Source organism: Anaerococcus sp. Marseille-Q5996 (assembly GCF_946893725.1).
In the GTDB taxonomy this organism is placed as follows: domain Bacteria; phylum Bacillota; class Clostridia; order Tissierellales; family Peptoniphilaceae; genus Anaerococcus; species Anaerococcus martiniensis.
Genome location: NZ_CAMPPE010000001.1, coordinates 15,579 through 41,389 on the forward strand (window position 1 = coordinate 15,579; position 25,811 = coordinate 41,389).

Consider the following 25,811-nt stretch of genomic DNA (forward strand, 5'->3'; position numbering starts at 1 on the left):
GTATATAAATACCCAAGAAAAAAATGCCGGATATTTATCCGACATTTCTTATTAAAATTCATGGTGTTTGTATATGAATTTGTTGATATTTTCTTGGTTATTTTTATAATCTATGGCATCAGCAGTTTTTATTGCAAGTTCTAGATATTCTTTTGCTTTTTTACTTGCCCCACAAGGCATAAAGCTCTGCTAAGTTGTTGTAGTTTACCATAAGTCTTTCCTCATTTTCTATTGATTTATGGTAGTCTATGACCCATTTTGTAAGCTCGATTGATTTTAGATAGCAATCTTCGCAAAGGGCATAATTTTTATCCTTAATCAGATATAAGTTTGCCAAGTTGTTATAGGTTATAGCAGTTTTCTTGCGTTTTTTGTATGGGTCTTTTAGGATTTTTATAAGCTCTATTACTTCTAAATACAATTCCTCAGTTTCTTCGAGACTGTAATCTAAGTCTGCATAAAGGCAGGCTAGGTTGTTATATATTATCAATAATTTTTCTATAATATCATCATCCTGATATTTTTCAATCAAGTCTTTGTAGATATCTATTGCTATTTTAAAGTAAATTTCGCTATTTGCTATATCATCTAGTAAAAAGTAGAGACTTGCAAGATTTGTATAACAAGTTGCAAGGTTCTCCCCATAACTTTTATCCATCTCGTTTTCATCGATTGTATGCATTAGGTCGATTGTTTTCTTGTAGCATTCCAATGCAAAATTATCATCTGACCTATTATCCATATACAAAAATCCTAGGTTATTATAAGAAGTTGCCAAATCTGTAATATCATCCTTTGATGAGCTAATGCTTAGCAAATCTTCCTTGATTTCTATAGCTTTTTTGTAATATTTGTAAGCCTTGTTAATTTTCCAATCTGCATATAGATTTCCCATATTGTCATAAGTGACTGACAATGAACGTTTTACAGATAATATCGGCTTGTGATTTAAAATACTTTCAAAAATCCTCATTGCCTTAAAGTAGAAATCTTCTGCCTTTTGCCTATCATCGATCAGTTCGCTTGCAAAAAGATCGGCAATATTATTGTAGGCCTTGGCTAGGGTTTCTTTGTTTTCAAGACTTGGCTCGATTTGCTCTATTTGGCGTATTACATCAATTGATCTGTAATACCATTTTTCAGCCTTATCAAATTTATTTTCGCTAAAATAAAGGCTGGCAATATTTATATATGCTAGGGCCAGGGTCTTTTTAAGATTTATATTCTCATGCTCATCCAAAAGTTTTTTTATAATTGCAATGGCTTTTTTGTAGTAAAACTTAGCATTTACAATATCTTGCCTATCCCCAGTTGAATGTAGGTTTGCAATATCATTGTAGGCCATGGCTAGGTTTTCATTATTTACCATTGATGGGTCATTTTTTGCAATTTCTTCAAACATTTTAAGGGATTTTTGGTAATAATTTTGAGATTCACTTTTCTTTTTTGCTCCCATATCAAGGTACAACCTAGCTATATTGCTATATGAATAGGCAAGATTTTCTTTTTTTGTATCTTGATCAAGCTGGTAAATTTTTTCGTTGGCTCCTACTGCATTTAATAGGTAAATTTCGCTATTTTTCATATCTTCTTTTAAACCAACATTGTATTTCATACCTAAAAATGCAGACTGATCAGCATAAAGTCTTAGGATGCCAAGATCATCTGGGTATGTTTCAAACATGATTTCTAAATATTCTAAAAGTTTTTTACCATTAATTTTGCTAGCTTTTAGAGAATCTCTAGTTCTTTCTTCAAAGGAAGAATATACCATATAGGCTAGTAAAACTTTTTGAATTTCTAGGTCAAATCTTGAAAATTCTTCAAAAACTTTTCTAATCCACAAATCATCTTCACTATTTATGCGGGTATTGTGGATTTTGGTGATGTTTTCAATGGCTGATTCTATATCTCTAGGATTCAGATTTTGAGCATTTTCGCCAATCTGCCTTAAAATATCAACTGCTGCATCAATATTTCCTGACATATATGCAGAATAATATTGTTCTTGAAGTTTGATAGGGTCTTCAATTGGCAGGGACATAAAGGATTCTGCGATATTGTTGTGGTAGTATTTCTTTTTTTCCCCACTTACGGCTTCTAAAACTGCCTGGCGGATAATCTTGTGAGTAAAATCTACCCTTAAATACTTATCTTCTAGGAAAAAGGCCCTTAAATATCTTTTTAGACTTGCAAAATCAAGGGAATTGTAAGTTTTGCCCTTTAATTCATATATTTTTCTTAAATCACTTTCACGAAGTCCACGCCTTGAAACAGCAAGGTAGGATATGGTTTTTTCAACATCGTCTGTATTTGTTTTTAGGTTCTTGGCTGCGTGGGTGATTAAGTCTAGGATTAGCTCTTTAAGATCATTTGGTAAGTTGGCAATAAGATCTTTTTGGTAGCTGGTTATTTTTTCATAACCGTCACCTGCTTTTATGATGCTTAAATAGTCTTCACTATTCATCATCAAAAGTCTTTGTACCAAGAGTGATATATATAAGGGAGATGAGCTTCCCTCTTTTTTTACAATTTCTTTTTTTACTTCTAAGGGCAATTCTTTGTTGTTATTTGCTAGAGAAGCATTGATTACTTCTATCTTATCACTATCTTCTAGCTCTTTTAATTTGAAATTTAGGTAATCATTTAAGAAAATATAATCATCATCTAACTTATCATCTTCATCTAGGTAGGAGATTATAAATTTGACCTTGCTATCCTCATTAAAGTTTATGGGCTTGATTAAATCTGCTATGGCTCTAGGATTATCTAGCTGGTCAATGGCATCGATTAGGATGACAATCTCTCTTTTTCCTTTTCGTAAGTATTCTCTAAGGGTTGTTTCATAGAGTATTTCTTCGGCAGATAGCTCTCCCTTAGGCCCTGATTTTGAAATTTCTTCCTTGTGGTCATCTAGGACTTCATCAAAATCTATGGACTTATTTTCGTATTTTAAAATCTCACTTATATATTCGGTTATAATCCTCATCATGCTTAAGGCACTGGTTGTCCTTGGTGTCAGTGAAGAAAATAAGATTATGGAATAGCTTTCTTTTACTATGCGGTTAGAAAGGGTAGACATAAGGGTCGATTTTCCACTTCCACTTTTCCCCTTAACAGTAATGATATTATTGTTTTTTATCTCTTTTACTAGCTTATCTTCTATAGACTTTCTAGCATTTGATATTACTGATTTTTCATCAGCCTGGGTCTTGTGGTAGAGGATTTCTTTTTGATTGTCTGTTAAAAATTCCTTATTGGTTTCTTTTTCAAAAAGAATCTTAAGCATATCCTCTTTTGCAAAATCTACAAACTTGTCTACACCAACTAAATATCCATTTTTGTAGGTGACATCATATTCATGGATATTTTCTTTTGGCAAAGCCATCCTAATTTCTTCTTTTAGTTTTTCTATTTTTTCTTTTTCTTCTGGGTCTTGTTCATAAATTGTGCCTGAAACATCACCAATGATATTTCTAATGTAGGCAAAAGAATTCTTAGCATATTGAGGATTTTTTAAAAATCCATAGTCTACTTCAAGATTTGTGATAGATTTCTCGATTTTTTCATCTGGAGAATATATCCCATACCTTACCCCAGTTTCCTTGACCAAATCATTTTCTGGTATCCAGCCATACCTATCGCCAACAAGTACCATAAAATATGGCCTGTTATTTTCAATCTCATCTAAGCAAACCTCTAGGATTTTCTTATCCTTATCCTCTTCATCATCAATATCTGTATCAATACCCCAACGCAAATCTTGGAATTTGATTCCTTGTATTCTTTTTTGATATGCTTTTTCATTTAAATCTGGAGTTAATTTTGTTTGTATTAAATCCCTTTCTATGTGCATATCCTTAAATGTGCTTGATACAAAAATTTGTTTCATCTCTTATCACCTAAATTTCTATGTTTTGCCAGTTTTTATCTGCCCTTGCTATATTGTCTAAGTATTCTACAACACTTCTTTTTTCAATCATTTCACGGTCTATTAGGAAAACTCCAGTTGCTTTTGCAATTTTTCTAATGGATTTATCTATGCCCATGCTGTTGGTATTTATCAAAATTGGTTTTGTATCAATACCAAATTGCTTAGCTTGGGTTTTTATTTCATAAAGGTCTTCTTTTTTTAGTTGGATTTGGGTAGTTGTAATTATAAATGTTGAAAATTCTTTGGTGCAAACTATATCGATATGATTTTCTACTCCCTCACTTAAAGGAGAGTAATCATCATAGGCCTGCCATTTTAATCTAACATCGATTTTGACCTCATCAAAAACCTTACTTTTTCTAATCAGTTCAAAGTAGGTGTAAATTTGTAGGGCAATACCCTTTTCAAAAAATTCCCTAAAGGCAATATCTCCTAGCTGGTAGTTAAATTCTAGGTAGTCACCGTGACCTTCTACATAGTCCTTGCCATTTATGTGGTTGAAAATTCTGATTTCTGCATCCGGATTTGTATCTTTATCCAAGTCTTCCATCATATTATTTAATTCATAGGCCAAGTTTTTGTAATCTTTATTATAAATTTTATAGGAAAATTTGACGTTATTGCTCATAGCATAACAATAAAATTTCTTTTCTGCCTTTTCATTTAATAATGGAAAATATAATTTTCTTAGGTCAAAAACTTCAAAATAATTGAATAAATTTTCACTAATAAAGTCTCCCAAATTTTTAGAAAATTCTTCGTTGTAGGATTCTAGTTTAAGTCTGCCTGGATTAATGGGAAATTTGTAATCCACTAGTAAATCCTCATCCTTAAGCTCTTTTAAAAAAGAAGTTAATTTTTGATATTTTTGTTTATCATCCCTTTTAAAGATGAAATTTCCTGATTCTATCATACTAGAATTTTCTTTTTTTGGATAGGAAAGGTCAAAAATATATTGAGAAATTCCTGCCCTAAAAAACTCTGTGAAAATCGCCCACTTAGAAGAATCAGTATCCATATAGGCCTGCCATAATTTTTCGTAAAAATTGCTCAAACGAGCCAAATTATTTTCACTGGCTGCATTATAAAATTTGGCATTATTTAGGAAAAATGCTTCTTCAACTGTAAGAGTTCTGCGATTTAGATAAAAATCATTGGCAGCATAATCCCCACCCCACTCATTTGATCCTAAATACTCCACATAAGGAAGTTTCATAATTTCAGGTCTTTTTGCATCTGTATGAGTGTTTAAAGTTAGGTCGGCTACAGCATTTTCACTACTATAATATTTTATATCCTCATAGCTAATCATTTTGATATTCATGGATTTTTGCTGTCTTTTATTTTTTAGAAATTCAACAATCTTATCAAACTTTTCCTTGTGATCTTCTGGATTTTCATCGATTAAAAATAAGTTTTGTGGCTCATATTTGATTGCTGCAAGAACATTGGCCCACAAAAGCTCATCATCTGCCACAAATGGGGCAAAAATTGTTTTTATAGGCCCATATTTTATCAAGGGCTTAGCATCTATAACCATGTAGTCAGAATCTCTAAATGACTTTGGTTTTTCACTTTCAATTAGGAGTTTTAAATCTTGTTTGATAAGCCTATAATCAGCCAAAAGATCTTCCTTGCCTAAAAAATCTTTTTCAAATCTCTCATCAATTATACTGATTAGCTGGTTTAAGGTGTTTATAGCATAGGCTTCTTTGTCTGATAACCTAAGAGTAATATTGTAAAGCTCTTCCCAAAGGGGGAAAAGTTCCCTTAAATTATTATTAGCCAGCCAATTTGTATTATTTAAATTATGGCTGATGCGTTCTAAGACTCCTTGGTCAAGATTTTTGGTTTTCTTTAGCAAGAATGCTTGTATTTTTTTACTTACAAGCTCAAACTCATCATCCTGGCCAGATTTAAATTTTCTAATATTGGTATTTACAATGAGCGGGTGGAGTTTATTTATCCTGTCAACGTGATTATTTGAACCAACATAGGCATATTTTTTAAATTCTTCATAGCTTGGCCTAAGGTAACCTTGGCTGATCATAAATCTATTCCAAGTGTGGTGTTCCATATCTGCAAAAATATCTCGTTGGCTAAGGGCATCTGTCAATCGTCCAGGTTTTACAACATTATCATAAAAATGACGGCAAATGTCATCTTTGTTATATGATCCAGACATATAGATCCTGTATTTCATAGAAAGTGCTGTCCTTATAGAAGATTTGATGCTATAAAGGTCATCTTTTATAAAATTTTGCCAAATTCTTGCATCATCCACCCTTTCACCACCATATTCTCTGGTATAAAATTTGTGAATTTCATAGGCTTCTTCTAGGATACTTTCGCTAAAATCTCTGTTCCTAAATGTAGCAGCACTGCGGATGTCGATATTATAAGAACTGATAAAGTCATTTTCAAAAACTTCCACACCCCTTACATACCTGCTGTAATTTACTATTAGTCGATTTTCTTCTAAATCCTCAAATTTGTCGTACAATTTTTTTGCCAAATCCGTATAATTTAGCCCATCTTCCTGGTGGATTATGATGTAATGCTCATTAATGTTATCAAACTTTTTTGTAAAATTAATTGAAGCGTAGGAATTTTCTGTGATAACTTGGTTTATATTATCATCAACGACTTTTTCTTCTATAGAAATTTTTGTAGTTTCCCTTAGCAGGGGCATGGCATCAGTAAGGATCTTGTAGGATTCTTTAGGATTGCTGGTATAAAAAGTAAACCTATTTTCAACATCTGCCAAATCCACCGATGCAAATAATAAACTAAAGAAATCCAGTCCAGCTCTTAAGCCTCCTACCATTGCAATATCAATATATTTTCCATTTTCATCCTCATTTATATAATTATAAAGAGGCTTGCTTTCCATAACAAAGGCTGAAGAAAGTATGTTGGCAATTTCATTGTTTTTGCTAGTATCAAGGCCCTTTTGAATCTCATCTAGCCTTTGGCTAAAGTCATTGACTGATAGATACCTGTGGACACTAAGGCTTTCTTTTAATAGGTCAACTATCCTATCTGTGGTGATTTTGTTTAAAAAGATCCTGTTTGACTTTTTAAGTAAGACCTCCCTAAGATTTCTTTCCAAATAGTCAATATTTTCATTTTCCAAATCCTCTGGATACCTATCCATTAATAGATAGAAAAATGTAACCCCAAGCATATATAAGTCTATCTCTTCGCTGATAAACATTTCCTTGCGGTTGTTGATATTCGAAAGATAACGCAGTTCCGGAGGGATAAAGGCACGCTCACTTGGCATGAAAAATTCTGTAATATTATCCAGTTCATCCAAAAATATTGCCGCATCAAAGTCAAAAAGCTTTACCCTATCTCTTTTGTAATCATAAAGGATATTGGCAGGCTTTAGGTCCATGTAAATAATATCTTTTTGGTGAAGGAAGCTTAGAATTTCAGAAGTTTGCTTTAAAATATCTATAATCCTACCAAGGTCTAGGTTATTGTATTTATCCACACTTTGGGCCTTGTCAGTGTCATATAGGGCAAAAAGATAGTCATCAGACTTTTCTAGTTTGTAGGGTCTTACTATCCTATCTTCTAAAATCGGGTCAATTTCAATCATTTTTATGTGTTTGTCATATGATTCGATAAATTTTTTGCGGTCTTTGACCAAGGTCATCAAGGACTCTTGGTCTTTTGTTTCAAAACGCACCTTGAGAGGGTTGTTTTCATCCCTTTGGCCCACAATATTAGCTTCCTTATAATTTGGGAAAAACTCCTTTAAAATCATATTTTTCTTTGGTGGGTAAAGGTCATCGACAACAACTTCATAGACTAGGCAAGAAGCACCAGCCCCAACCAGTCTGCCTATTTCTATTTTGTATTTTAATTCTCCCCTTTGGTCAGAGATTGCTATTTCTTGACCATCTAGGGGATATCTATTATCTAAGACTGGTTCTTTTATTTGGCTGATAAATTCTTCTTGTGTCTTGAAATTTTTCATCTATTTTTTATCTCCTATATTTAGTAGATACTTGGCCCACAGGTCGCGGAAAGCATCTATTGGTTCATCATAAACCACAAGTTTTAGCAGGGTTTCCTCGTAGGGATTTGAGATATTGTACTCATAAAGCCTTGAGTTTCTAAGCTTGTAGTCCATAAAAATCAGATAGTCCCTTTTGCGCCTAGCTGGTATGGAAAGTTTGTCAAACCAAATATCCTCATTTTCCAAAACATAGGATAGAAAATAGAGGGTAATGAGTCTAGAACGTGTAATTTGGGAGATCTTATCCTTTTCTATAATGGCATTTAAGTTTTCGTGTTTGATTTTTGTATCTTTTAATAAGTCATCTAGGGCCTTAATTTGATCATCTGGCAGGCTGCTATCATCTGTTGAAATAATAGCATCTTCATTGTAAAGATAGGATAGTAGTGAAGATATTTTTTTCTCAGAAATATATATGGAATCTTGTTCTACTTTTTCTATGCCAGCAATATCATTTTGATAAACAAAATCGCTATATTCATCTGCTGATCCTAGTATTGGCACCTCATCCTTAAAGGCGTAGTCATCGCTTCTAAGTGTAATTTCCTTTAATCCGCCTTGTGGATTTTTTTCTAAGATATACTTATGTTCTGGGTAATAGGTTTTGCTTTCGCCCTTTTCTTCTGATTTGAATACAAAGGGCATATTGCGTGTTAGGATAATATCCTCATCACTTTTGTAAAAAACTTTTACCCTGCCCCTTGAAAAAAAGTCGGCATTTTGGGTTAAACCATCATCATTGCCGTATTTTACATTAGAAAATGCTGCAATCTGATCGCCTAGACTTTCTTCCAAATCATAAAATGTGGATACAAATTCACTTTTTATAGTCCTATTTGTGTTTTCACTGACCAAGTCCTTGTGGTAGGCAATGATATTTAAAATAATTTCATCATCGACCTCATTCATATTGCGGTACTCATTTAAGTAATCATCAAGTGAGTTTTGAAGAATACTTGTATTTAGGTTGGTATCCTTTTTTTCAACCTTAACATAGGCCAAATCTTCGTTATCATAAAGCTGGTTTGCCCTTACAAAAAAATTGACAGGATTGTCTGGAAAGTGTTTTAAGGCAATATAAATCAAGGCTTCTTTCTTATCCCAAATGTTAAGCCCTGTTTCTTCTAATACCTTCATCAAAAAAACTTCTAGTTCGGCAAGGTCCATTCCTAGGCCAAATCCATAAATAAACATCTTATCTCTGGTGATAATGCTTGCCTTTAAGTCTTTTCTAATTTGTGTTTTTTTCCAAATTTTCCTGTCTTCTTTATTAAATTCTAACGATCCATAAACTTCGCTTTTTGTGCCGTGTGGGTAGAGGTTTTTTGTCCTAAAAAGTTCTACTACTAGGTCTACTATTTTTTCAAAGTCTGGGTTTTTTTCTGCATTTTCTATGGATGTAAATATTTCTGCCGCCTTATCCCCTATTTCTTCTTGGCCCAGGCCTAGGTCCTTGTAGTGGGTCAGCAGCAAAAAATTGATTATGTACTTATAAAAAGGAATTTTTTTCCTTAGAGCAATGGTGTTATTTGCACCTATCTCGATAGATTCAATATCCAAATACTGACCAGAACTGATGTTTTTTTGCCATTCAAATTCGTTGGTCTCAATAATGGTAGTTTCTCCAGAAACTATTGCATTTTCCATATATGCTCCTTAGTCAATATATTCGTAGGTCTTGTCAAACTCATCCTTGTCGATAAGGTTAAAGTCGACATCTAAAATATTTTCACCATCTTTTTTAACATCATATATTAAGATAATATCATCTTTCTTAGCACTTAGGACAGTTCCCCAAAGCTTGGCTTGGTAAAAACATTTTTCAGAGTCGGGGTTTATGGTTAGTTTGCCATTATCTAGCAAATATTTTATAACCTCATCCTCATCGTCTCCATATTTCCAGCTCCAAAGGATGACTGGGAATTGCTCATAATGATAGTCTTTTATGTGCCTGTGGTGTTTTAAAAATCTCTCACGTGAATTTGGATAGGGGTTATCTGCCTGGTCAATTTTTACAAAATCGCCATCTTTTGCCACTTCACCCTTGGTGGTTGACTCTGCCGAGTAGATTTCATAGTGATCATCGTGTTTGATAATTTGACCACTAGCGATTAGCTCTTGCTCTAGCTTACTACCAGCTCCAAGCTCAAAGGCCTTTACGCACACGTTGGTTTTCTTTGCTTTTTTCATAGTTCCTCATCAAATTTTAAATTAATATTTCAATAAAATTTCCCTAGTAATTCCTAGGGTCTTACTAGGTAATATTTTACCATATTAATGTAAAATTTACATTAATATATAGGTATATTTGTTAAATTAAATATAATCAAAAATCTACTAAATATTTTCCTAGCATTTGGGTAATAGATGTAATGTAAGTTCATTCTAAGGGAAAGTTTAATTTAGTTTGACTTTTATTTTAGAATGATTATAATAATTATGTAACTAATAGTAATAGCGCACTAAATTAAAAAGGAGAATTAACATGGCATTTATAGGTAAAACACTACCAGAATTTGAACTTGACGCATATAATCCACAAAATGACGAATTTACAACAGTTTCTAGCGAAGATTTAAAAGGAAACTGGAAAGTTCTTATCTTCTACCCAGCAGACTTTACATTTGTTTGCCCAACAGAACTAGAAGATATGCAAGATAACTACCAAGCCCTTAAAGATCTTGGTGCAGAAGTTTACTCAGTATCAGTAGACACACACTTTGTTCACAAAGCATGGCATGATAATTCAGAAAGAATTAGCAAATTACAATACACAATGATTGCTGACTCTAACAAAGAATTAGCTAGAGAATTAGACATCCTTGATGATTCTGGAAAAGCTTTAAGAGCAACATTTGTAATAGACCCAGAAAATGTAATCCAAACAGTAGAAATCAACGCTGATGGTATCGGTAGAAAAGCTGATGTAAATATCAACAAAATCAAAGCTGGTAAATACGTTGCTGAACACCCAGGCGAAGCTTGTCCAGCAAAATGGGAAGAAGAAGGCGATGAAGTACTAACTCCAGGTCTTGACCTTGTAGGTAAACTATAAGATTAATAAGGAAAATCAAATAGATGCTAGAAAATAATTTAAAGCAGCAGTTATCCCAATATCTTGACCTACTTAAAACAGAAGTCACTATTGGGCTTTCTGTTACTAATGATGACAAATCGGAAAAAGTTAAAGAATTTGTAACAGAAGTAGCAGAATTGTCAGATAAAATAAAAGTAGAAGAAAAAGATTTAGAATACAAGCCATCTTTTGAGGTAAAGGGTGCATTTGACCACGGTAAAATAGTTTTTGCAGGCGTACCTCTTGGCCACGAATTTGCATCATTTGCCCTAGCAATGCTTCAAGCAGGTGGAGTTGCACCAAAGGTAGATGAAAGTAGCAAAAAAAGAATTGAATCCATGGAGGGAGCAGACTTTGAAACCATCGTTTCACTATCCTGCCACAACTGCCCAGAGGTAGTCCAAGCCCTAAATATCATGGCAATCCTAAATCCAAATGTAAACCATACCATGATAGAAGGATCTATGTTCCAAGACATAGCAGACAGCCGAGATGTCCTTGCAGTGCCAGCCATCTTTAAAAATGGAGAATTTTTCGAAGGTGGTAAGCAAACCATGGATACCCTTCTAGATAAACTTGCTGGAGGCAAATCAGCAGATGATTTTGCTGACAAGGCAGCCTTTGATGTCCTAATCATCGGTGGAGGACCTGCAGCAGCAACCGCAGCAGTTTATGCCGCTAGAAAAGGTGTATCAACAGGACTAGTAGCAAGTGAATTTGGTGGACAAGTAGTAGAAACCCTAGGAATTGAAAATATCCCAGGCTTTAAATACACAGAAGGCCCATCATTTATGGGACAAATGGAAGACCAAGTTAAGGCCCTAGGTGTAGACATCATGACAGGTGCCCTTGCAGAAAATATCAAAGAAAGCGAAAACTCAGCCCAAGACCTACGTCTAATTGAAGTAGAGCTTGATAACGGAGCAAAACTAGAAGCTAGATCAGTAATAATTGCAACTGGTGCAAGATGGAGACTATTAGGTATCCCAGGCGAAACAGAATTTAGAAACAAGGGTGTAGCATATTGTACCCACTGCGACGGACCATTATTTAAAGGCAAAAAAGTAGCAGTAATCGGTGGAGGAAACTCAGGAATCGAAGCTGCCATAGACCTCTCCGCAATGGTAGAACATGTAACTGTTATAGAATTCTTACCAGAACTAAAAGCAGACCAAGTTTTACAAGATAAACTATTTAGCCTAGATAATGTAGAAGTAGTAAAAAATGCCCAAACAACAGGACTTTACGGGGAAAACAAACTTCAAAGACTAGAATACACAGACCGTGAAACAAACGAAGAACACACCATAGATGTAGAAGGCTGCTTCATCCAAGTAGGGCTAGTGCCAAACACAGACTGGCTAAAAGAAAGCGATGTTGACCTAACAGACAGGGGAGAAATAATAGTAAACCCAGACGGATCAACAAGCCTAGAGTCAGTATACGCCGCAGGAGATGCAACAACCAGCCTATTTAAGCAAATTGTAATAGCAGCAGGATCAGGCGCAACAGCAGCCCTTGGTGCATTTAACTATTTGATGAGAAACTAAAAATAAGTAAAAACCGGGACTATTGTATAGCCCGGCTTTTTATTTGTTTCTTTCCTCTGCTTTCTTTTCTAATGCCTTTACAGATTTAAGATATTCTTTTTCAACACTAGCAACTTCTAACTTTTTATACTTCTTATATTCTTCTTCTGCCTTAGCTAAAGCTTGCTTTTGACTTACCTTTCCAGCATTGTCTAGAATCTTTTCCCCGGTTGAACTTAATATTAGGTCCAAGTGGTCTATGTAGTCTTGCATATACATGGGTTTTCTTTTCATAGCTTGAATTTCAGCAAAATCAAAATAACCAGAAACCAAATTATTTAAAATCTTTAGCTCATCGGAAGTCAAGTAATTCTTAGCTACTCCAATATCTCTTTTTGATGGGCTGCCTCCAGAGAAATTGGTTAATCCCATAAATGGTTTATTTGAATTGGATCGTTGATATATAATCTCAGCTGCTGTATGACCATGAGCAGCATAGTGTAACTTATTTTGGACTATTTTAAAGAATTTAGTTGATTCTTTACTTCTAGGATTATAGTCTACACTTGTAGCATATAAATCTAGAACTTGTCTATACATTACTTTTTCAGAGGATCTTATATCACGAATTCTATCTAATAACTCATCCCAATAGTTAGCTCCACCCATTTGCTTAAGTCTCTCGTCATCTAAAGTAAAGCCTTTAATCATATATTCCTTTAATCTCTCAGTAGCCCATATTCTAAAGTTAGTAGCTATTTTTGACTTGATTCTATATCCTAAAGATATTATCATATCTAGATTATAATAATTCACATCATAAGTTTTTCCATTATTCGCTAATGTCGGTATCTGTTTTAATACATTATCAATATCTAGTTCTTCTTCATTTATAATATTTCTGATATGTTCGCTAACATTTGACTTACTTGTTTGGTATAGATCTGCTAATTGGTTTTGATTTAGCCAAATAGTATCTTCTCTTATTATCACTTGTATTTTTGTCTTTCCATTCTCTGTCTGATATATAACAATTTCTCCTGTATCATTTTTCATTTCATATTAATCCTTTCTAGTTATTTAGTTAGTTAAAGTGTCCGGAATTTCCGAATAGTTGAAAAATATATTATATATTTTTTATATATATTATATATTTAATAATCTTCTTTCCTTAATGGTATACCATAATAATCTGGCAAGCCTTGGTTAGCCACTGTTGTTAAATTCATTCTAATAAATTCAGAAATGGACAAACCGTGCTTAGATAATTCTTTTTCGGCCTTATTTTTGGTTTCTTGGTCAATCCTAGCTGATACTCTAGCTTCTTTTATACTATCCATATATTTTCTCCTTTTGACTCTAAGTTTACGATAATATTGTACTCCATATGGTGTACATATTCCATATCAGCATAAAAAAACCAGCCACTAAAATAAGTAACTGGTTAAGATTTGCATATTTAATTTTAAATGATATTAGCAGCTGCAAGTACTTCCGCTGCCACATCCACAACCTTCATCACCAAAATCATCCATATCATCTAAATCTGAATCTGGGAATAGGTGTTCGTAGAACTCATCATTTGCTGGGTATCTTCGAGTGATAATTACTTCTTTGTTTAGCATGGTAATAGGAAGTACATCCTCTCCATTTTCTTCTAAAAATCTTCTAACAATTACATTTTCATCAAATTTATCTTTTGCTTGATCTAAATTGTATCTAGTAATGCCAGCCCCTACATTTGTAAGGTGGTTTACAATCTCATCAACTCTTTCAAGCTCTTTGCTATCAACGCTACTTACACTTGGTTCATATATATATAAATTTCTCATTAATTCCTCCATTGAAATTGATTATCATTATATATTTATAATACCGTATGACTATTAAAAATCATGTAAAGTAGAAATAAAATTTGAAATTTTCTTCTGAATTAAACATCCAAATATTTTAGGTCAAAAGCTATAGCTATATACTATAGATTTGCAGCTGGTGAATCACTAATTATAAATTTGATATACTTATCAAATAAATCCTAAAATGATAGCCAATTATAAAAATCAGCCCTAGTATAACTAAGGCTGATCTTTTATGATAATTTTTAAAAATTATTTATACAATTATCTGTTAAACTTATATTCCATTGAGTTTGCAATTCTTACTAAGAGTAGCATTACTGGCACCTCTACCAAAACTCCTACCACTGTTGCAAGAGTTGCACCGGATGATAGGCCAAATAGTGAGATAGCAACAGCTACCGCTAATTCGAAGAAGTTAGATGCTCCTATCATGCCGCATGGAGCAGCTATAGAATAAGGCAATTTTGCAAGATATGCCATGCCAAAGGTTAGAGCAAATATAAGAAAGGTTTGAAGTATAAGTGGTACTGCTATAAGAGCAATATCTAGAGGTTGGTCGATAATTTTCATCCCTTGGAATGAAAATATAATTATCAATGTAAGTAATAATCCAACCATAGTATATTTATCAAATGATGGGATAAATACATTATTTAAGTAATCCTCACCCTTATTTTTTATAATATACTTTCTAGTAATGATGCTTAGGATAAGGGGAACTACTATAAATAGTACGATTGATAAAAGTAGGGTCCCCCAAGGTATATTGATATTGCCCCTCTTTAGTAAAAAGCTTACTATTGGTATATAGGCCAATAGCAAAATTAAATCATTGCTAGCTACTTGAACTAGGGTATAGGCACCATCTCCTCTTGTTAGCTTACTCCAAACAAAAACCATGGCTGTACATGGGGCAGCTCCTAATAATACTGCACCTGCTAGATATTCTGATGCTAGATTTTCGTTAATAATATTTTTGTAAATTCCAAAGAAAAATAATCTAGCTATTAGGTACATAGTAAATGGTTTGATGATCCAGTTGGCAATCCATGTTATAAATAAACCCTTAGGATTATTCTTGATATTTTTTATACTGTTAAAGTCAATCTTTAGCATCATTGGATAGATCATAATCCAAAGAAGTATAGTTGTTGGGATAGATACATTGTAAAACTCAAACTCTCCCAAAGCCTCTGGAATAGCAGGTATGAAGCGTCCGATTAAAACACCAATAGCCATGCAGATCAAGACCCAGAATGTAAGATTTCGCTCAAAAAAGCTTATATCTTGTTGTTTTTTCATCTAGCAAACTCCTCATCTATTTCACTGATTAAGTCCTTTAACTTTCCTTCAATCTCATCTATTACTTTGATAAATTCCTCATCAGACTTACCAGTAGGATCTTCTATCCCCCAGTCATACTTTTTGTGCCTGAAAGGAAGTATTGGGCATACCACATTGCAACCCATAGAGATGACATAGTCTACTTCAGGAATGTCATCTATGAGCTTGGAATACTGGTCTTCTTCCATATCTATCCCGTGTATTTCTTTCATAAGCCTTACTGCATCTTGGTTTATCTGATCTACTAGCTCAGTTCCTGCAGAGTAAAAATCTATTCTTTCTCCAGCAAATTTCTTGCCAAGGGCCTCAGCTATCTGAGACCTGCAAGAATTGTGAACGCATATAAATGCAACTTTTGTTTTTTCTGTCATAATATACCTACTTAATTAATTTATCTAAATTAGATCCCTTAATCTCATCACTAGACCATGGGATTATTGTGAAGTTACCATCTGTGCGCTCGTCAACCTTATTTATCCATTCTAGCTCACTATTAGCCTTAGCTTGTAGGGTCTTATTAGTAGAGCCAGTTTTGTATATGGATGAGTTTATAATCCACCACTTGCTATAAATTCCCGCTCTTTTTAGGTCTTCTTCAAGTCTCTTAGACTCATAGAAAGGAGTAGGTTCTGCAAGGGTTACAATAAGTACTTCTGTTTCATCACTATTTTTTAATCTAGGTAGAAGTTTTTTTGCTGATTCTGGAACATTACCTTGGTTTTTTTCTATCTCTTGGTTGTAGGATTCTGTAGAATCTAGAAGCAGAAGTGTATGACCTGTTGGAGCTGTATCTATAACGACAACTTCACTATCTGCCTTATCCACCACATCTGCAAAAGCTCTAAATACGGCAATCTCTTGAGTACATGGTGATCTTAAGTCTTCTTTTACATACTCTAAGTCATCATCAGACATGGTTTTTTTAGCATTTTCTAAAACTTCTTCTTGGTATTTTTTTAGTTCTTCCTCTTCATCTATATGGCTTATAGTTAATAAGTCATCTTCTTCAATCATGCCAGTCAAATGGTTGGCTGGATCGGTTGTAGTTAGGTGGACCTTTTGCCCCTTATCGGTAAGTCCCTTAGCGATAGCAGATGCTATTGTAGTCTTTCCTACACCACCTTTTCCCATGGTAAAGATAACTTTTTTCTCATTCTTATATAAGTCATCTACTATATCTTTTAGCCTTGTGTTTTCATTTATATTAATATCTACATCGCTAGTATAGTCCTTATCCTCAATCAGAAGTGATCTTAGGTTTTCGATACTATTTAAGTTGTATCCCCTAAGTGGGATAAAGAAAGTTTTAAGATCCTTAAGACCTTCTGGCATCTTGTCTAGGGACTCTTTTTGTTTTTTATAGAAAGCTTCTGAAACTTCATCATCATGGTCACTTAATAGTCCATTTATGATAAGAATTTGATTGTTAATACCTAATTCTGATAGTTCATTAGATGCTCTATTTGCTTCAAGAAGAGGAGTTTCCTCAGGTCTTGCAACTAATACTAAGCTTGTAAGCTTGCCATCAGCTAGGGTATCTACAGCAAACTTGTATGTTTCTTTCTCATCTTCTAAACCTGATAATTGACCTAGACATGAAGCTCCGTGGGTGCTTTCGCTGATAAAGCTCGTCCAAGCAGAAGGAAGTTGGAGCATCCTTAGAGTATGGCCAGTTGGCGCAGTATCAAATATTATATAATCATATTTATCTTTAAGGTCTGAATCAGTTATAAACTTAGAAAATTCATTAAAGGCAGCTATCTCAACGGTACAAGATCCGGATAATTGCTCTTCCATATTTTCTATTACACTATCAGGTAACTGTCCTCTGTAGGGACCAACTACACTTTCCTTGTACTCATTGGCAGCTTCTATAGGATCTAGGTTGGCAACAGTAAGGCCATCCACAGCTTCTATCCTTACACCCTTATTATCAAGCTCTGTTTCAAAGACATCTTGAAGGTTTGAAGCAGGGTCAGTACTTATTAATAGGACTTTATTGCCCTCATCAGCTAGGCTTATTGCACTAGCACAAGCAGTAGAAGTCTTTCCAACACCTCCTTTTCCTGTGAAAAATAAGTATTTAGTTAGGTCGATTTCTTTAATATCAAATTGTTTCACTTAAAGTCACTTCCTTTTTCTTAATTATATTAGCAGCAGCATCCACTGCCAGAACAGCAAGATCCACCATCATTATTTGTTTCTTCTATTGCATCAGCATCTAAAAATAACATTTCATAAAACTCTTCATTGCTAGGATATTTACCTGTCATAACAATTTCATCATCAATCATTACAACTGGTAGGATATCTCTACCTTTTTCCCCTAAGAGACCATTAATAGTTTTGTTTTCTACAAACTCTTTAGTATTGCTAGTTAGGTTATATCTATCAATGCTAGCTCCACTTTTTGTAAGCTTATCTATCAAAGTAGATACTCTCATCAACTCTTCATCTGGGCTTGGTCCACATACACCTGTTGAGCAACACATAGCATCTTCATAAATATACATCTTTTTCATAAAATCCTCCCTTAATTTAAAACCATAATATATGTAACAAAATACATATAGACACATTCAAATATTTCTATATGTTTTAGAAAAAATATTTGCCTAGGATTTTACACCTTGCAAATACAGTCATCCTGGATATGAAATATAAGCTTTAAACCATCCTCAATCTCATCTAAACAATCCTTATTTAAAGAGTAGTAGGTATTCTTACCCTCTCTTCTGCTAGAAACAAGTCCAACCTCTTCTAGCTTTCTCATATCATGAGATAAGGTGGGTTGGCTTATATCAAATTTTTCAAGTATCTCACAAGCACAAAGCTCATCGCAAGATAACATATCTATAATCTTAAGCCTCTTAGGATCAGAAATTGCCTTTAACTTTTTAGATATATTTTCATAATCAACACTCATAATCTACCTCATATAGAAATATTTCTATATGTTATGATACTGGTGGATTTTGTGGTGTCAACTGAGATTTTTAATAAAAAAATAAAGTTAAGAAATAAGTTCTTAACTTTGTTTTGTCATACTTTATTTTCTTCTATATATATCTATAGGTTCACCATTTTTATTTTTCCAATTTATCCACCCGTTTGCATTTTTGCCAACTAGTATCCAAGCTGCCATTGAAGGAGAGTTACATATTAAATCTTCAACTAGAACTCCATTTACAATAGGAGCAGACTTTACCACTTCTGGCGGATTTTTATGGCTGATAGGTGCACAAATTGCACCCTCTTTTAAAGTCAGTTCGCCATCTTCTACAACTAGTATCCCTTCTACTTTACCAAACCCTCTTACATTTCTTGATAGAGTGTACTCTCCGTTTGGAATTAATTCTATTCCAGATTTGGCTTCTAATTCTCTAGTGGAGCTGATAAATACTTCTCTTTTACTTTCTTCTTTTGGATAGACTTGTAGGCCTTCAAATGAAGACAATAACTGCACCACCAGATCAATATCAAGAGCGAATAACTCAGTCCCTGGAACTCTACTCTTAGAAAAAATCTCATCCAAAAGCTTCTCTTTTTCATCGTATTGTTCAACTTCTATAGCAAATTTTCTCTTAAGTCCAGTTACATTTGCATAGCCATGCCTTTCCAAATTGTACATCCTGCTATCAAAATTATTCAAATCAGTCTTCCCAATTTTTATAAGACCAGGAACAACTGTTGTCATTACGTATATTATTCCTTTTGGCATATTCCTACCTAGCTATCTTATAGATTCAAATACCATGGTTGCTTGAATTCTATCTCCTCCGCCAAGGCCAACACTTGATCCTACCGATGTTGAAATAGTATGTAATTTGTATCCTTTTTGTGCTTGCTTGTTAATCACCGCTTCTAATTCAGATAAGTTTTTAGACCCAGTTCCTATAAATTTTTCTTTCAAAGTAACTTGTAAAACTACATATTTATAAGACCTGCCACTTCCATGTGATACTGTAGATTTATCAGCCATGATTTTAGCCAATTCTTCTTCATTGATTTCTGCTCTTCTTATTTCTGTTGATTCGTCATTATTTTTCTTAAAAAATTTATCCATCTATAGATCTCCTTTTTATATAACCATCCCATCAAAATATTCAGCCTGCTCCACTAGCAAATCTATTATCTTATCACGACTATCTGTCGGATATTTATGCCTTGCTAATAGTCTTTTGATGGTTCTTCTCATATTTGCTCGGCCGGATTCTCTCATCATCCAATCTGAGGTCATTTCTTCTGATATTGCTTCTGTTAGTTCTTGAGTAAAGGCTATTAGTTCTTGGTTTGTATAAAATTCGTGGATGTTTTCTGGTTTTGATATTGCGTGATAGAAGGCTAGTTCTTCTTTGCTTAGGCCTAAGCTTTTATTTTCTTCTTCTAGTCTTACAATCTCTTCTGCTAGATTCATCAAAGCTTCCCTGATTGTTCCTAGATTGTAGTCGCTTTTGTCTTCTTTTACTAATCCTACAAACTTATCCAGGCTTTCTGCATTGTCTACCATGCTTTCTCTGTAGGATTTCATGATGCGTTTTAGTCTTTCGGAAAACTCTTCACCTTTTACTATATCTCCACGTGATATTAGTCTTATTTCATCTTCTATAAGTTTGTTTAATAGCTCTATGCTTAGATTTTTTTGTTCCATTTTAGAGATTTTTTCTAAAAACAGTGGGTCAAATAAGCTAAATCCTTTGTCAAAATCTTGGAATAGATTAATAACTCCTTCGCTATGTATAGATTGTTCTAAGAGTTTGCTTATTTGTTCATTGATTTCGTTTTTATTTAATTTGCCTTGGCCTGTAATCCTATTTAAGCTTGTGCGTATAGCTTCAAAAAATGCTGCTTCTCTCTGTTCTTTTTCATTTGATATAGATGAACATAAGGTGTGAGCCTGTTTTAATGCGTAGGCTTCCCTTTTGTATGAGTTTTGTTTTTCTTCAGAAAAAGTCAGCAGATGATTTAGCCCTTCAGTGATTAAATTTGCCAATTGGCTAGGCTTGATTTTTTCAGAAAATATCATGGCATAATTAAAGTTATAGAAAAATACATCCCTGCATACTTCAAGTTTTTCCTTAAACATAGGATATGCCGAATCTCTAATATTTGCATTTTCTATTTGCTTTTGGTCTGCCTTAGTATAATTGCTCATAGCTTCTTTTAAGGCACTTGCTATACCGATATAATCTACTACCAGCCCACCCTCTTTGTCAGCGAAAACACGGTTTACTCTTGCTATAGCCTGCATGAGGTTGTGGCCTTTCATAGGTTTATAGACATACATAGTGGATAAAGATGGCACATCAAATCCAGTCAGCCACATATCCACAACTATAGCTATCTTAAAGGGATCATTATTATCCTTAAATCTTTTTGCCAGCTCTTCCTTATCAGAATTATTCCCTATAATCCCTTTCCATTCTATAGGGTCATTATTATTTGCAGTTACTACTACCTTTACCTTCTCATCCCAATCTGGGCGGATTTCTAGAATTTTTTGATAGATTTTTACTGCTATTTGCCTATTGTAAGCTACTACCATAGCCTTGCCGGTCAATAAATTTTCCCTAGTCTCTTCATAGTGGGTAATGATATCATTTACTAAAGTATCTATAGCCTCATCTGATCCTATAATCTGCTCAAGTCGGGACAATTCTCTCTTACTAGCTTCTATATCCATTTCATTGGCATGGTCACTAAGTTCATCATATTTTTTATCAATTTGGCTTAAAATATCTTGATTAAGACCTAGGTTGATTACTCTATTTTCATAATAGACAGGCTTGGTAGCTCCATCCTCCACAGCCTGAGCCATATCATATACGTCTATATATTGACCAAATATTTCTTGGGTATCCTTATCGTTTTCACTTAAAGGTGTACCTGTAAAACCAATATAAGTAGCGTTTGGCAATGAATTTCTAACTAGTCTTGCCATACCAGATACTATTTTCCCGTCCTTGGTTATTTTCTCACGCATACCATATTGTGATCTATGAGCTTCATCTGCTATTACAATCACATCATCACGTAAGGTTAATGGTTCTTCTGATTCTGCAAATTTTTGCATGGTTGAGAAAAATATCCCATTGCTAGTCCTATTGTCTAAAAGTTCATGCAAGTGATCACGTGAACTAGCTTGTATAGGCTCTTGTCTTAAAAATTTAGCAGCCCTAGAAAACTGTCCATATAGTTGATCATCTAGGTCATTTCTGTCAGTAAGTATTACAAAAGTTGGCTTACTTAGGGCACGTATCATATATCCAGTATAAAAAACCATGGACAAAGATTTACCAGAACCCTGTGTATGCCAAAACACCCCACCTCTGCCATCACCAGAAGAAATTGCTAACTTTGTAGAATTTACCGCCTTGTGAACCGCAAAATATTGGTGGTATTGGGCAAGAATTTTATTTGTTCCATCATCCTTATGTTCAAAGAAAATAAAATTTTTGATAATGTCCAAAAACCTATCCTTGCTAAGGACACCAGAAAGTAAAGTTTTGTAATCAGCATATTGAGTAGATTCATAAGACCCATCGATAGACTTCCACTCCTTATACCAAGCTTTGCCAGCGGTAATAGTCCCAATTTTTGTAGTAGTAAAATCAGAAATAATATTAAAGGCATTGTAGACAAATAGATTTTCTATATCGTATTGGTAATTTTGTATTTGCCTAAAAGCACTATCAATGTCTGAGTTAGTAGAAGTCATAGATTTAAGCTCTATAACTACCAAAGGCAAGCCGTTGATATATAAAATAATATCAGGTCTTTTTGTGTCCTTGCCAATGATAGTAAGTTGATTGGTCACTACAAAAGAGTTATTTTCTATATTTTCATAGTCTATAAGATAAACAGTAGAAGTCTTTTGTTCATCATCTTCATAATAAGAGACTTCTATGCCATTTTGTAGGTAGTCAAAAAAGACCTCGTTACGATTTACCAAAAGGCCTGCATCTATGTTTTTTATTTTATATATAGCTTGGTCAATGACCTCCATAGAAATATCTGGGTTAATGCTGGCTAGGGCATCAGATAAAATTTCACTTGCAAGCACCGCCTTCATGCTATCCCTTACTATTTCTTGGTGGGGAATATAGCTATATCCTAGGTCCTCAATGTACTCTATAAATAATTTTTCAAATCCATCTTCTAGATATATCTCACTCATAATCTATATCCTCATCATCAATCTTTATATTAGAAACGTCAATCTCCCCACTCATTAGTTTTGGGAGGAGGGTGTCTCGGGTTTGGGCTAGACTATAATTCTCATTTCTTAACAAATTTTCTAATTCAATAAACGGCTTTATTATTTCATTAAATTTTTCTATATGCTCCTTACTAGGGTATATAAGTTTAAAGCTATCTATAGACTTTTTTGGAAGGTGTAATACTGTTGTCCCCGTCGCTACACCTTCGGCATATCCTTTAAATATATTAGAGTTCAAATAATGATATATAAAGTAAGTATCAGTAATATCATGAGGCACAAGTTTTACCACATCCATTGAATATATTTCATAATCAAAATAATTATTGTCGCTGTAAAGAATCACTCTACCAATTATATCTGCAGCTTGAGTTAAATCTGTACACGCCACTAATATATCTTTATCCTTTAAAATATGATGCTTTTTTACTCTTTCTGTATTCTTAATAGGCTTTTTAGCATCATCGTTTTGTCCACCATGTCTATTGAAGTTTTTGATTGTAACCATATTTACACTTGAATAATCAGATAAGTCAGAGCTTTTGTAGGTGTAACCATTTTTTCTATCGCTAATTTCTTTTATCTCCTTAACTTCCCACCCCTCAGGAATCAAACCTAGTTCACTTTCTATAAAATTCCCTTCTTGAAATGGTTCAAAGTCTACAAACCATGATTTGAAAATAGCTTGAGCTTGAGCTTCTAGATTTTCTATTATCTTATTATTTATTTCTATTTTTCTATCAATAGAATAAAGAGGACCAGTTATTGAGTCTTGAAATTCCAGTTTTGGAATATTAACATAAACGTTTTTTATATCCGATACTGTTACATGTCCTAATCCAGTAGTTTGTTTGTTTCTAGCAATTTCTTTAAAATTAGGATTCAAATACTTCATTAAATAATAGAAATAATTGCTGGATATTTCATCTTGATTAGGTATTACTTTAAATATATGTTGATTTAAATATCCTTCTGGTAAATTAAACCTATGAGTATCAATAGATGTATCAGGATTCCCTGACCATGCAAATAAAAGATCCTTTTCTTTTAGATAAAATTTATCCTCAGCACTATTAGTATATTTTGTATTTGATGATATTCCATTATTTAGTTCAGCAATTTTAATAATTGGAATACCGTTATTTGAATAGTCTTTTTTCTTAAATGCTTTTCCATTTATCCAATCAGCTAATTCATATAATGTTTTAGTATCCCAATCATTATAGAACTTAGGTTTATACAGATTAATTTTTTCAAACTCCATAACCAAGCTCCCCAAGCTGTGCTCTTATCTCTTCTTCTAACTTATTAGATTCAGCAAAAAGCAAGCCTAATTCATTAGTAAGCCTTTCCATCTTTTCTTCAAAGGGTTCCCCATCATCCTCTACTTCTTCTAGGCCTACATACCTACCTGGGGTTAGAACAAAGCTATTTTCTTCTATCTCTTCTATATCAGCTGCATGAGCAAATCCAGCTTCCTCTATATCCTTGCCATTTGTAAAATCTTTATAAGTTTGAGATATTTTGGATATATCTTCTACTGATAGGTCTCTGTGGGCCCTGTCTACCATGTGGCCCAAATTTCTGCAATCCAAAAATAGGGTTTTGCCTTTTTGTTTTTTCTCTTTATTGATTATCCATAGGGATACTGATATGCCTGTGGAGTAGAAAAGTCTATCTGGCATGGCTATAATGGCTTCCATTAGGTCATCTTTTATAATATTTGCTCGGATTTCTCCTTCTTTACCAGATGCTGATAGGGATCCGTTTGCAAGGACTAGTCCCATTTTTCCTTTTGGTGCTAGGTGGTAAATCATATGTTGCATCCATGCATAGTTGGCGTTGCCTGCTGGTGGGAGACCGTATTTCCATCTTACATCTTCTACTAATTTATCCCCTCCCCATTCTTTCATATTAAAGGGAGGATTGGCTAAGATATAGTCTGCACGCATGCTTTGGTGTTGGTCTTCGAAAAATGTATCTGCTGCGCCTTTTCCTAAGTCACCTTCTAGGCCGTGGATAGCAAGGTTCATTTGAGCTAGCTTCCAAGTATTGGCATTTGATTCTTGCCCATAGATTGAAAGTTGGTTGACTCTTCCCTGGTGGCGCTCTACAAAGTTTGCTGATTGGACAAACATACCTCCTGCCCCACAGCAAGGGTCATAGACTCTACCTTCATAGGGCTCTAAGATTTCTACCAGAGTTCTTACAATGCTTGATGGAGTGTAGAATTCTCCTGCGTTTTTACCTTCTTGGGAGGCAAATTGAGCTAGGGCATATTCATATGTACGGCCTAGGATATCCTTTGAATTACCGTGCTCTTTTAATTTTAGGTTATTAAATAAATCTACAACTTCTCCTAGACGTCTCTTATCTAGTTCTGGTCTGGCGTAATTTTTTGGAAGGATGCCCTTTAACCTATCATTTTCTTCTTCTATAGACACCATAGCCTTGTCAATCACTTGCCCTATTTCTGGTGTCATCGCTTTACTTGCTACATAATCCCATCGAGCCTCTTTAGGTACGAAAAATATATTTTCTGCTACATATTCTTCGCGGTCTTCCTCAAAACCATCGCCCTCTTCTACAAGTTTTTTGTATCTTTCTTCAAAAGAATCAGATATATATTTTAAAAATATTAGCCCAAGTACAACATTTTTGTACTCTGCCGCATCTATATTACCACGTAGCTTGTCAGCCGCTGCAAATATTTCTTTTTCAAAGCCGAGATTAGCTCCACTTACTTTTTCTGACATAAGGCTCCTCCTAAATTATAATATGATTCTATAAATAATATTTTAAATATTTTCTTTATAATCA

At 34.0% G+C, this 25,811-nt stretch carries 20 protein-coding genes; 2 read left to right on the forward strand and 18 right to left on the reverse strand.

Annotation, left to right across the window (positions count from 1 at the left end; all coding sequences use genetic code 11):
* Positions 1-51 precede the first annotated feature (51 nt).
* Genes OC526_RS00085 through OC526_RS00105 form a run of 5 tightly spaced genes read right to left on the reverse strand, consistent with a single transcriptional unit; the run spans position 52 to position 10,154 of the window.
* The gene (locus tag OC526_RS00085) at positions 52-180 is read right to left on the reverse strand and encodes a hypothetical protein (RefSeq protein WP_262121020.1); all 129 of its coding nucleotides are present in this window, start codon (positions 178-180) and stop codon (positions 52-54) included.
* Complete coding sequence (locus tag OC526_RS00090; RefSeq protein ID WP_262121022.1) at positions 161-3,892, reverse strand: DUF4062 domain-containing protein; 3,732 nt, start codon at positions 3,890-3,892, stop codon at positions 161-163. Before OC526_RS00090 ends, OC526_RS00085 begins: the two co-directional genes overlap by 20 nt.
* Before the next feature lie 10 nt (positions 3,893-3,902).
* Positions 3,903-7,922 carry a protein kinase domain-containing protein gene (locus OC526_RS00095; protein ID WP_262121024.1) on the reverse strand — a complete coding sequence of 1,340 codons (4,020 nt, stop codon included), beginning with the start codon at positions 7,920-7,922 and terminating at the stop codon, positions 3,903-3,905.
* Entirely contained in the window at positions 7,923-9,611 is a 1,689-nt protein-coding gene (locus tag OC526_RS00100) for a hypothetical protein (protein ID WP_262121026.1), read from the reverse strand.
* Positions 9,612-9,620: 9 nt separating this feature from the next.
* Positions 9,621-10,154, reverse strand: coding sequence for a hypothetical protein (locus tag OC526_RS00105; RefSeq protein ID WP_262121027.1), 534 nt, complete (start codon positions 10,152-10,154; stop codon positions 9,621-9,623).
* 295 nt (positions 10,155-10,449) lie between these two features.
* Between OC526_RS00105 and ahpC the strand changes: the two genes are divergently transcribed.
* Positions 10,450-11,019 (forward strand): alkyl hydroperoxide reductase subunit C, encoded by a 570-nt coding sequence (gene ahpC / locus OC526_RS00110; protein ID WP_262121028.1) that lies wholly within the window; start codon positions 10,450-10,452, stop codon positions 11,017-11,019.
* 23 nt (positions 11,020-11,042) lie between these two features.
* On the forward strand, positions 11,043-12,590 hold the full coding sequence (gene ahpF / locus OC526_RS00115; RefSeq protein ID WP_262121030.1) for an alkyl hydroperoxide reductase subunit F: 1,548 nt from the start codon (positions 11,043-11,045) through the stop codon (positions 12,588-12,590).
* 39 nt (positions 12,591-12,629) lie between these two features.
* On the opposite strand, the gene OC526_RS00120 is transcribed toward ahpF, so the two are convergent.
* The 13 genes from OC526_RS00120 to OC526_RS00180 all read right to left on the reverse strand — a co-directional run bounded on the left by OC526_RS00120 (position 12,630) and on the right by OC526_RS00180 (position 25,747).
* Positions 12,630-13,625, reverse strand: coding sequence for a virulence RhuM family protein (locus OC526_RS00120; protein ID WP_262121032.1), 996 nt, complete (start codon positions 13,623-13,625; stop codon positions 12,630-12,632).
* A 98-nt stretch (positions 13,626-13,723) separates the two neighbouring features.
* On the reverse strand, positions 13,724-13,909 hold the full coding sequence (locus OC526_RS00125; protein ID WP_262121034.1) for a type II toxin-antitoxin system RelB/DinJ family antitoxin: 186 nt from the start codon (positions 13,907-13,909) through the stop codon (positions 13,724-13,726).
* Between the two features lie 135 nt (positions 13,910-14,044).
* Positions 14,045-14,401, reverse strand: a complete 357-nt coding sequence (locus tag OC526_RS00130) for an arsenic metallochaperone ArsD family protein (protein ID WP_262121037.1) — start codon at positions 14,399-14,401, stop codon at positions 14,045-14,047.
* A gap of 288 nt (positions 14,402-14,689) precedes the next feature.
* Positions 14,690-15,730, reverse strand: a complete 1,041-nt coding sequence (arsB, locus tag OC526_RS00135; protein WP_262121039.1) for an ACR3 family arsenite efflux transporter — start codon at positions 15,728-15,730, stop codon at positions 14,690-14,692.
* Entirely contained in the window at positions 15,727-16,143 is a 417-nt protein-coding gene (locus OC526_RS00140) for an arsenate reductase ArsC (RefSeq protein WP_262121042.1), read from the reverse strand. The genes arsB and OC526_RS00140 overlap by 4 nt, the downstream gene beginning before the upstream one ends.
* 7 nt (positions 16,144-16,150) lie before the next feature.
* On the reverse strand, positions 16,151-17,893 hold the full coding sequence (gene arsA / locus OC526_RS00145; RefSeq protein WP_262121044.1) for an arsenical pump-driving ATPase: 1,743 nt from the start codon (positions 17,891-17,893) through the stop codon (positions 16,151-16,153).
* A 29-nt stretch (positions 17,894-17,922) separates the two neighbouring features.
* On the reverse strand, positions 17,923-18,294 hold the full coding sequence (gene arsD / locus OC526_RS00150; RefSeq protein ID WP_262121047.1) for an arsenite efflux transporter metallochaperone ArsD: 372 nt from the start codon (positions 18,292-18,294) through the stop codon (positions 17,923-17,925).
* Between the two features lie 101 nt (positions 18,295-18,395).
* On the reverse strand, positions 18,396-18,698 hold the full coding sequence (locus OC526_RS00155; RefSeq protein ID WP_262121050.1) for an ArsR/SmtB family transcription factor: 303 nt from the start codon (positions 18,696-18,698) through the stop codon (positions 18,396-18,398).
* 123 nt (positions 18,699-18,821) lie between these two features.
* Complete coding sequence (locus tag OC526_RS00160) at positions 18,822-19,493, reverse strand: DUF4357 domain-containing protein (RefSeq protein WP_262121052.1); 672 nt, start codon at positions 19,491-19,493, stop codon at positions 18,822-18,824.
* A gap of 12 nt (positions 19,494-19,505) precedes the next feature.
* Positions 19,506-19,838, reverse strand: coding sequence for a DUF4177 domain-containing protein (locus tag OC526_RS00165; protein WP_262121055.1), 333 nt, complete (start codon positions 19,836-19,838; stop codon positions 19,506-19,508).
* 15 nt (positions 19,839-19,853) lie between these two features.
* The gene (locus OC526_RS00170; protein WP_262121058.1) at positions 19,854-22,949 is read right to left on the reverse strand and encodes a type I restriction endonuclease subunit R; all 3,096 of its coding nucleotides are present in this window, start codon (positions 22,947-22,949) and stop codon (positions 19,854-19,856) included.
* Complete coding sequence (locus OC526_RS00175) at positions 22,942-24,255, reverse strand: restriction endonuclease subunit S (protein WP_262121061.1); 1,314 nt, start codon at positions 24,253-24,255, stop codon at positions 22,942-22,944. The genes OC526_RS00170 and OC526_RS00175 overlap by 8 nt, the downstream gene beginning before the upstream one ends.
* Positions 24,245-25,747, reverse strand: a complete 1,503-nt coding sequence (locus tag OC526_RS00180; protein WP_262121064.1) for a type I restriction-modification system subunit M — start codon at positions 25,745-25,747, stop codon at positions 24,245-24,247. Before OC526_RS00180 ends, OC526_RS00175 begins: the two co-directional genes overlap by 11 nt.
* Positions 25,748-25,811: the final 64 nt, after the last annotated feature.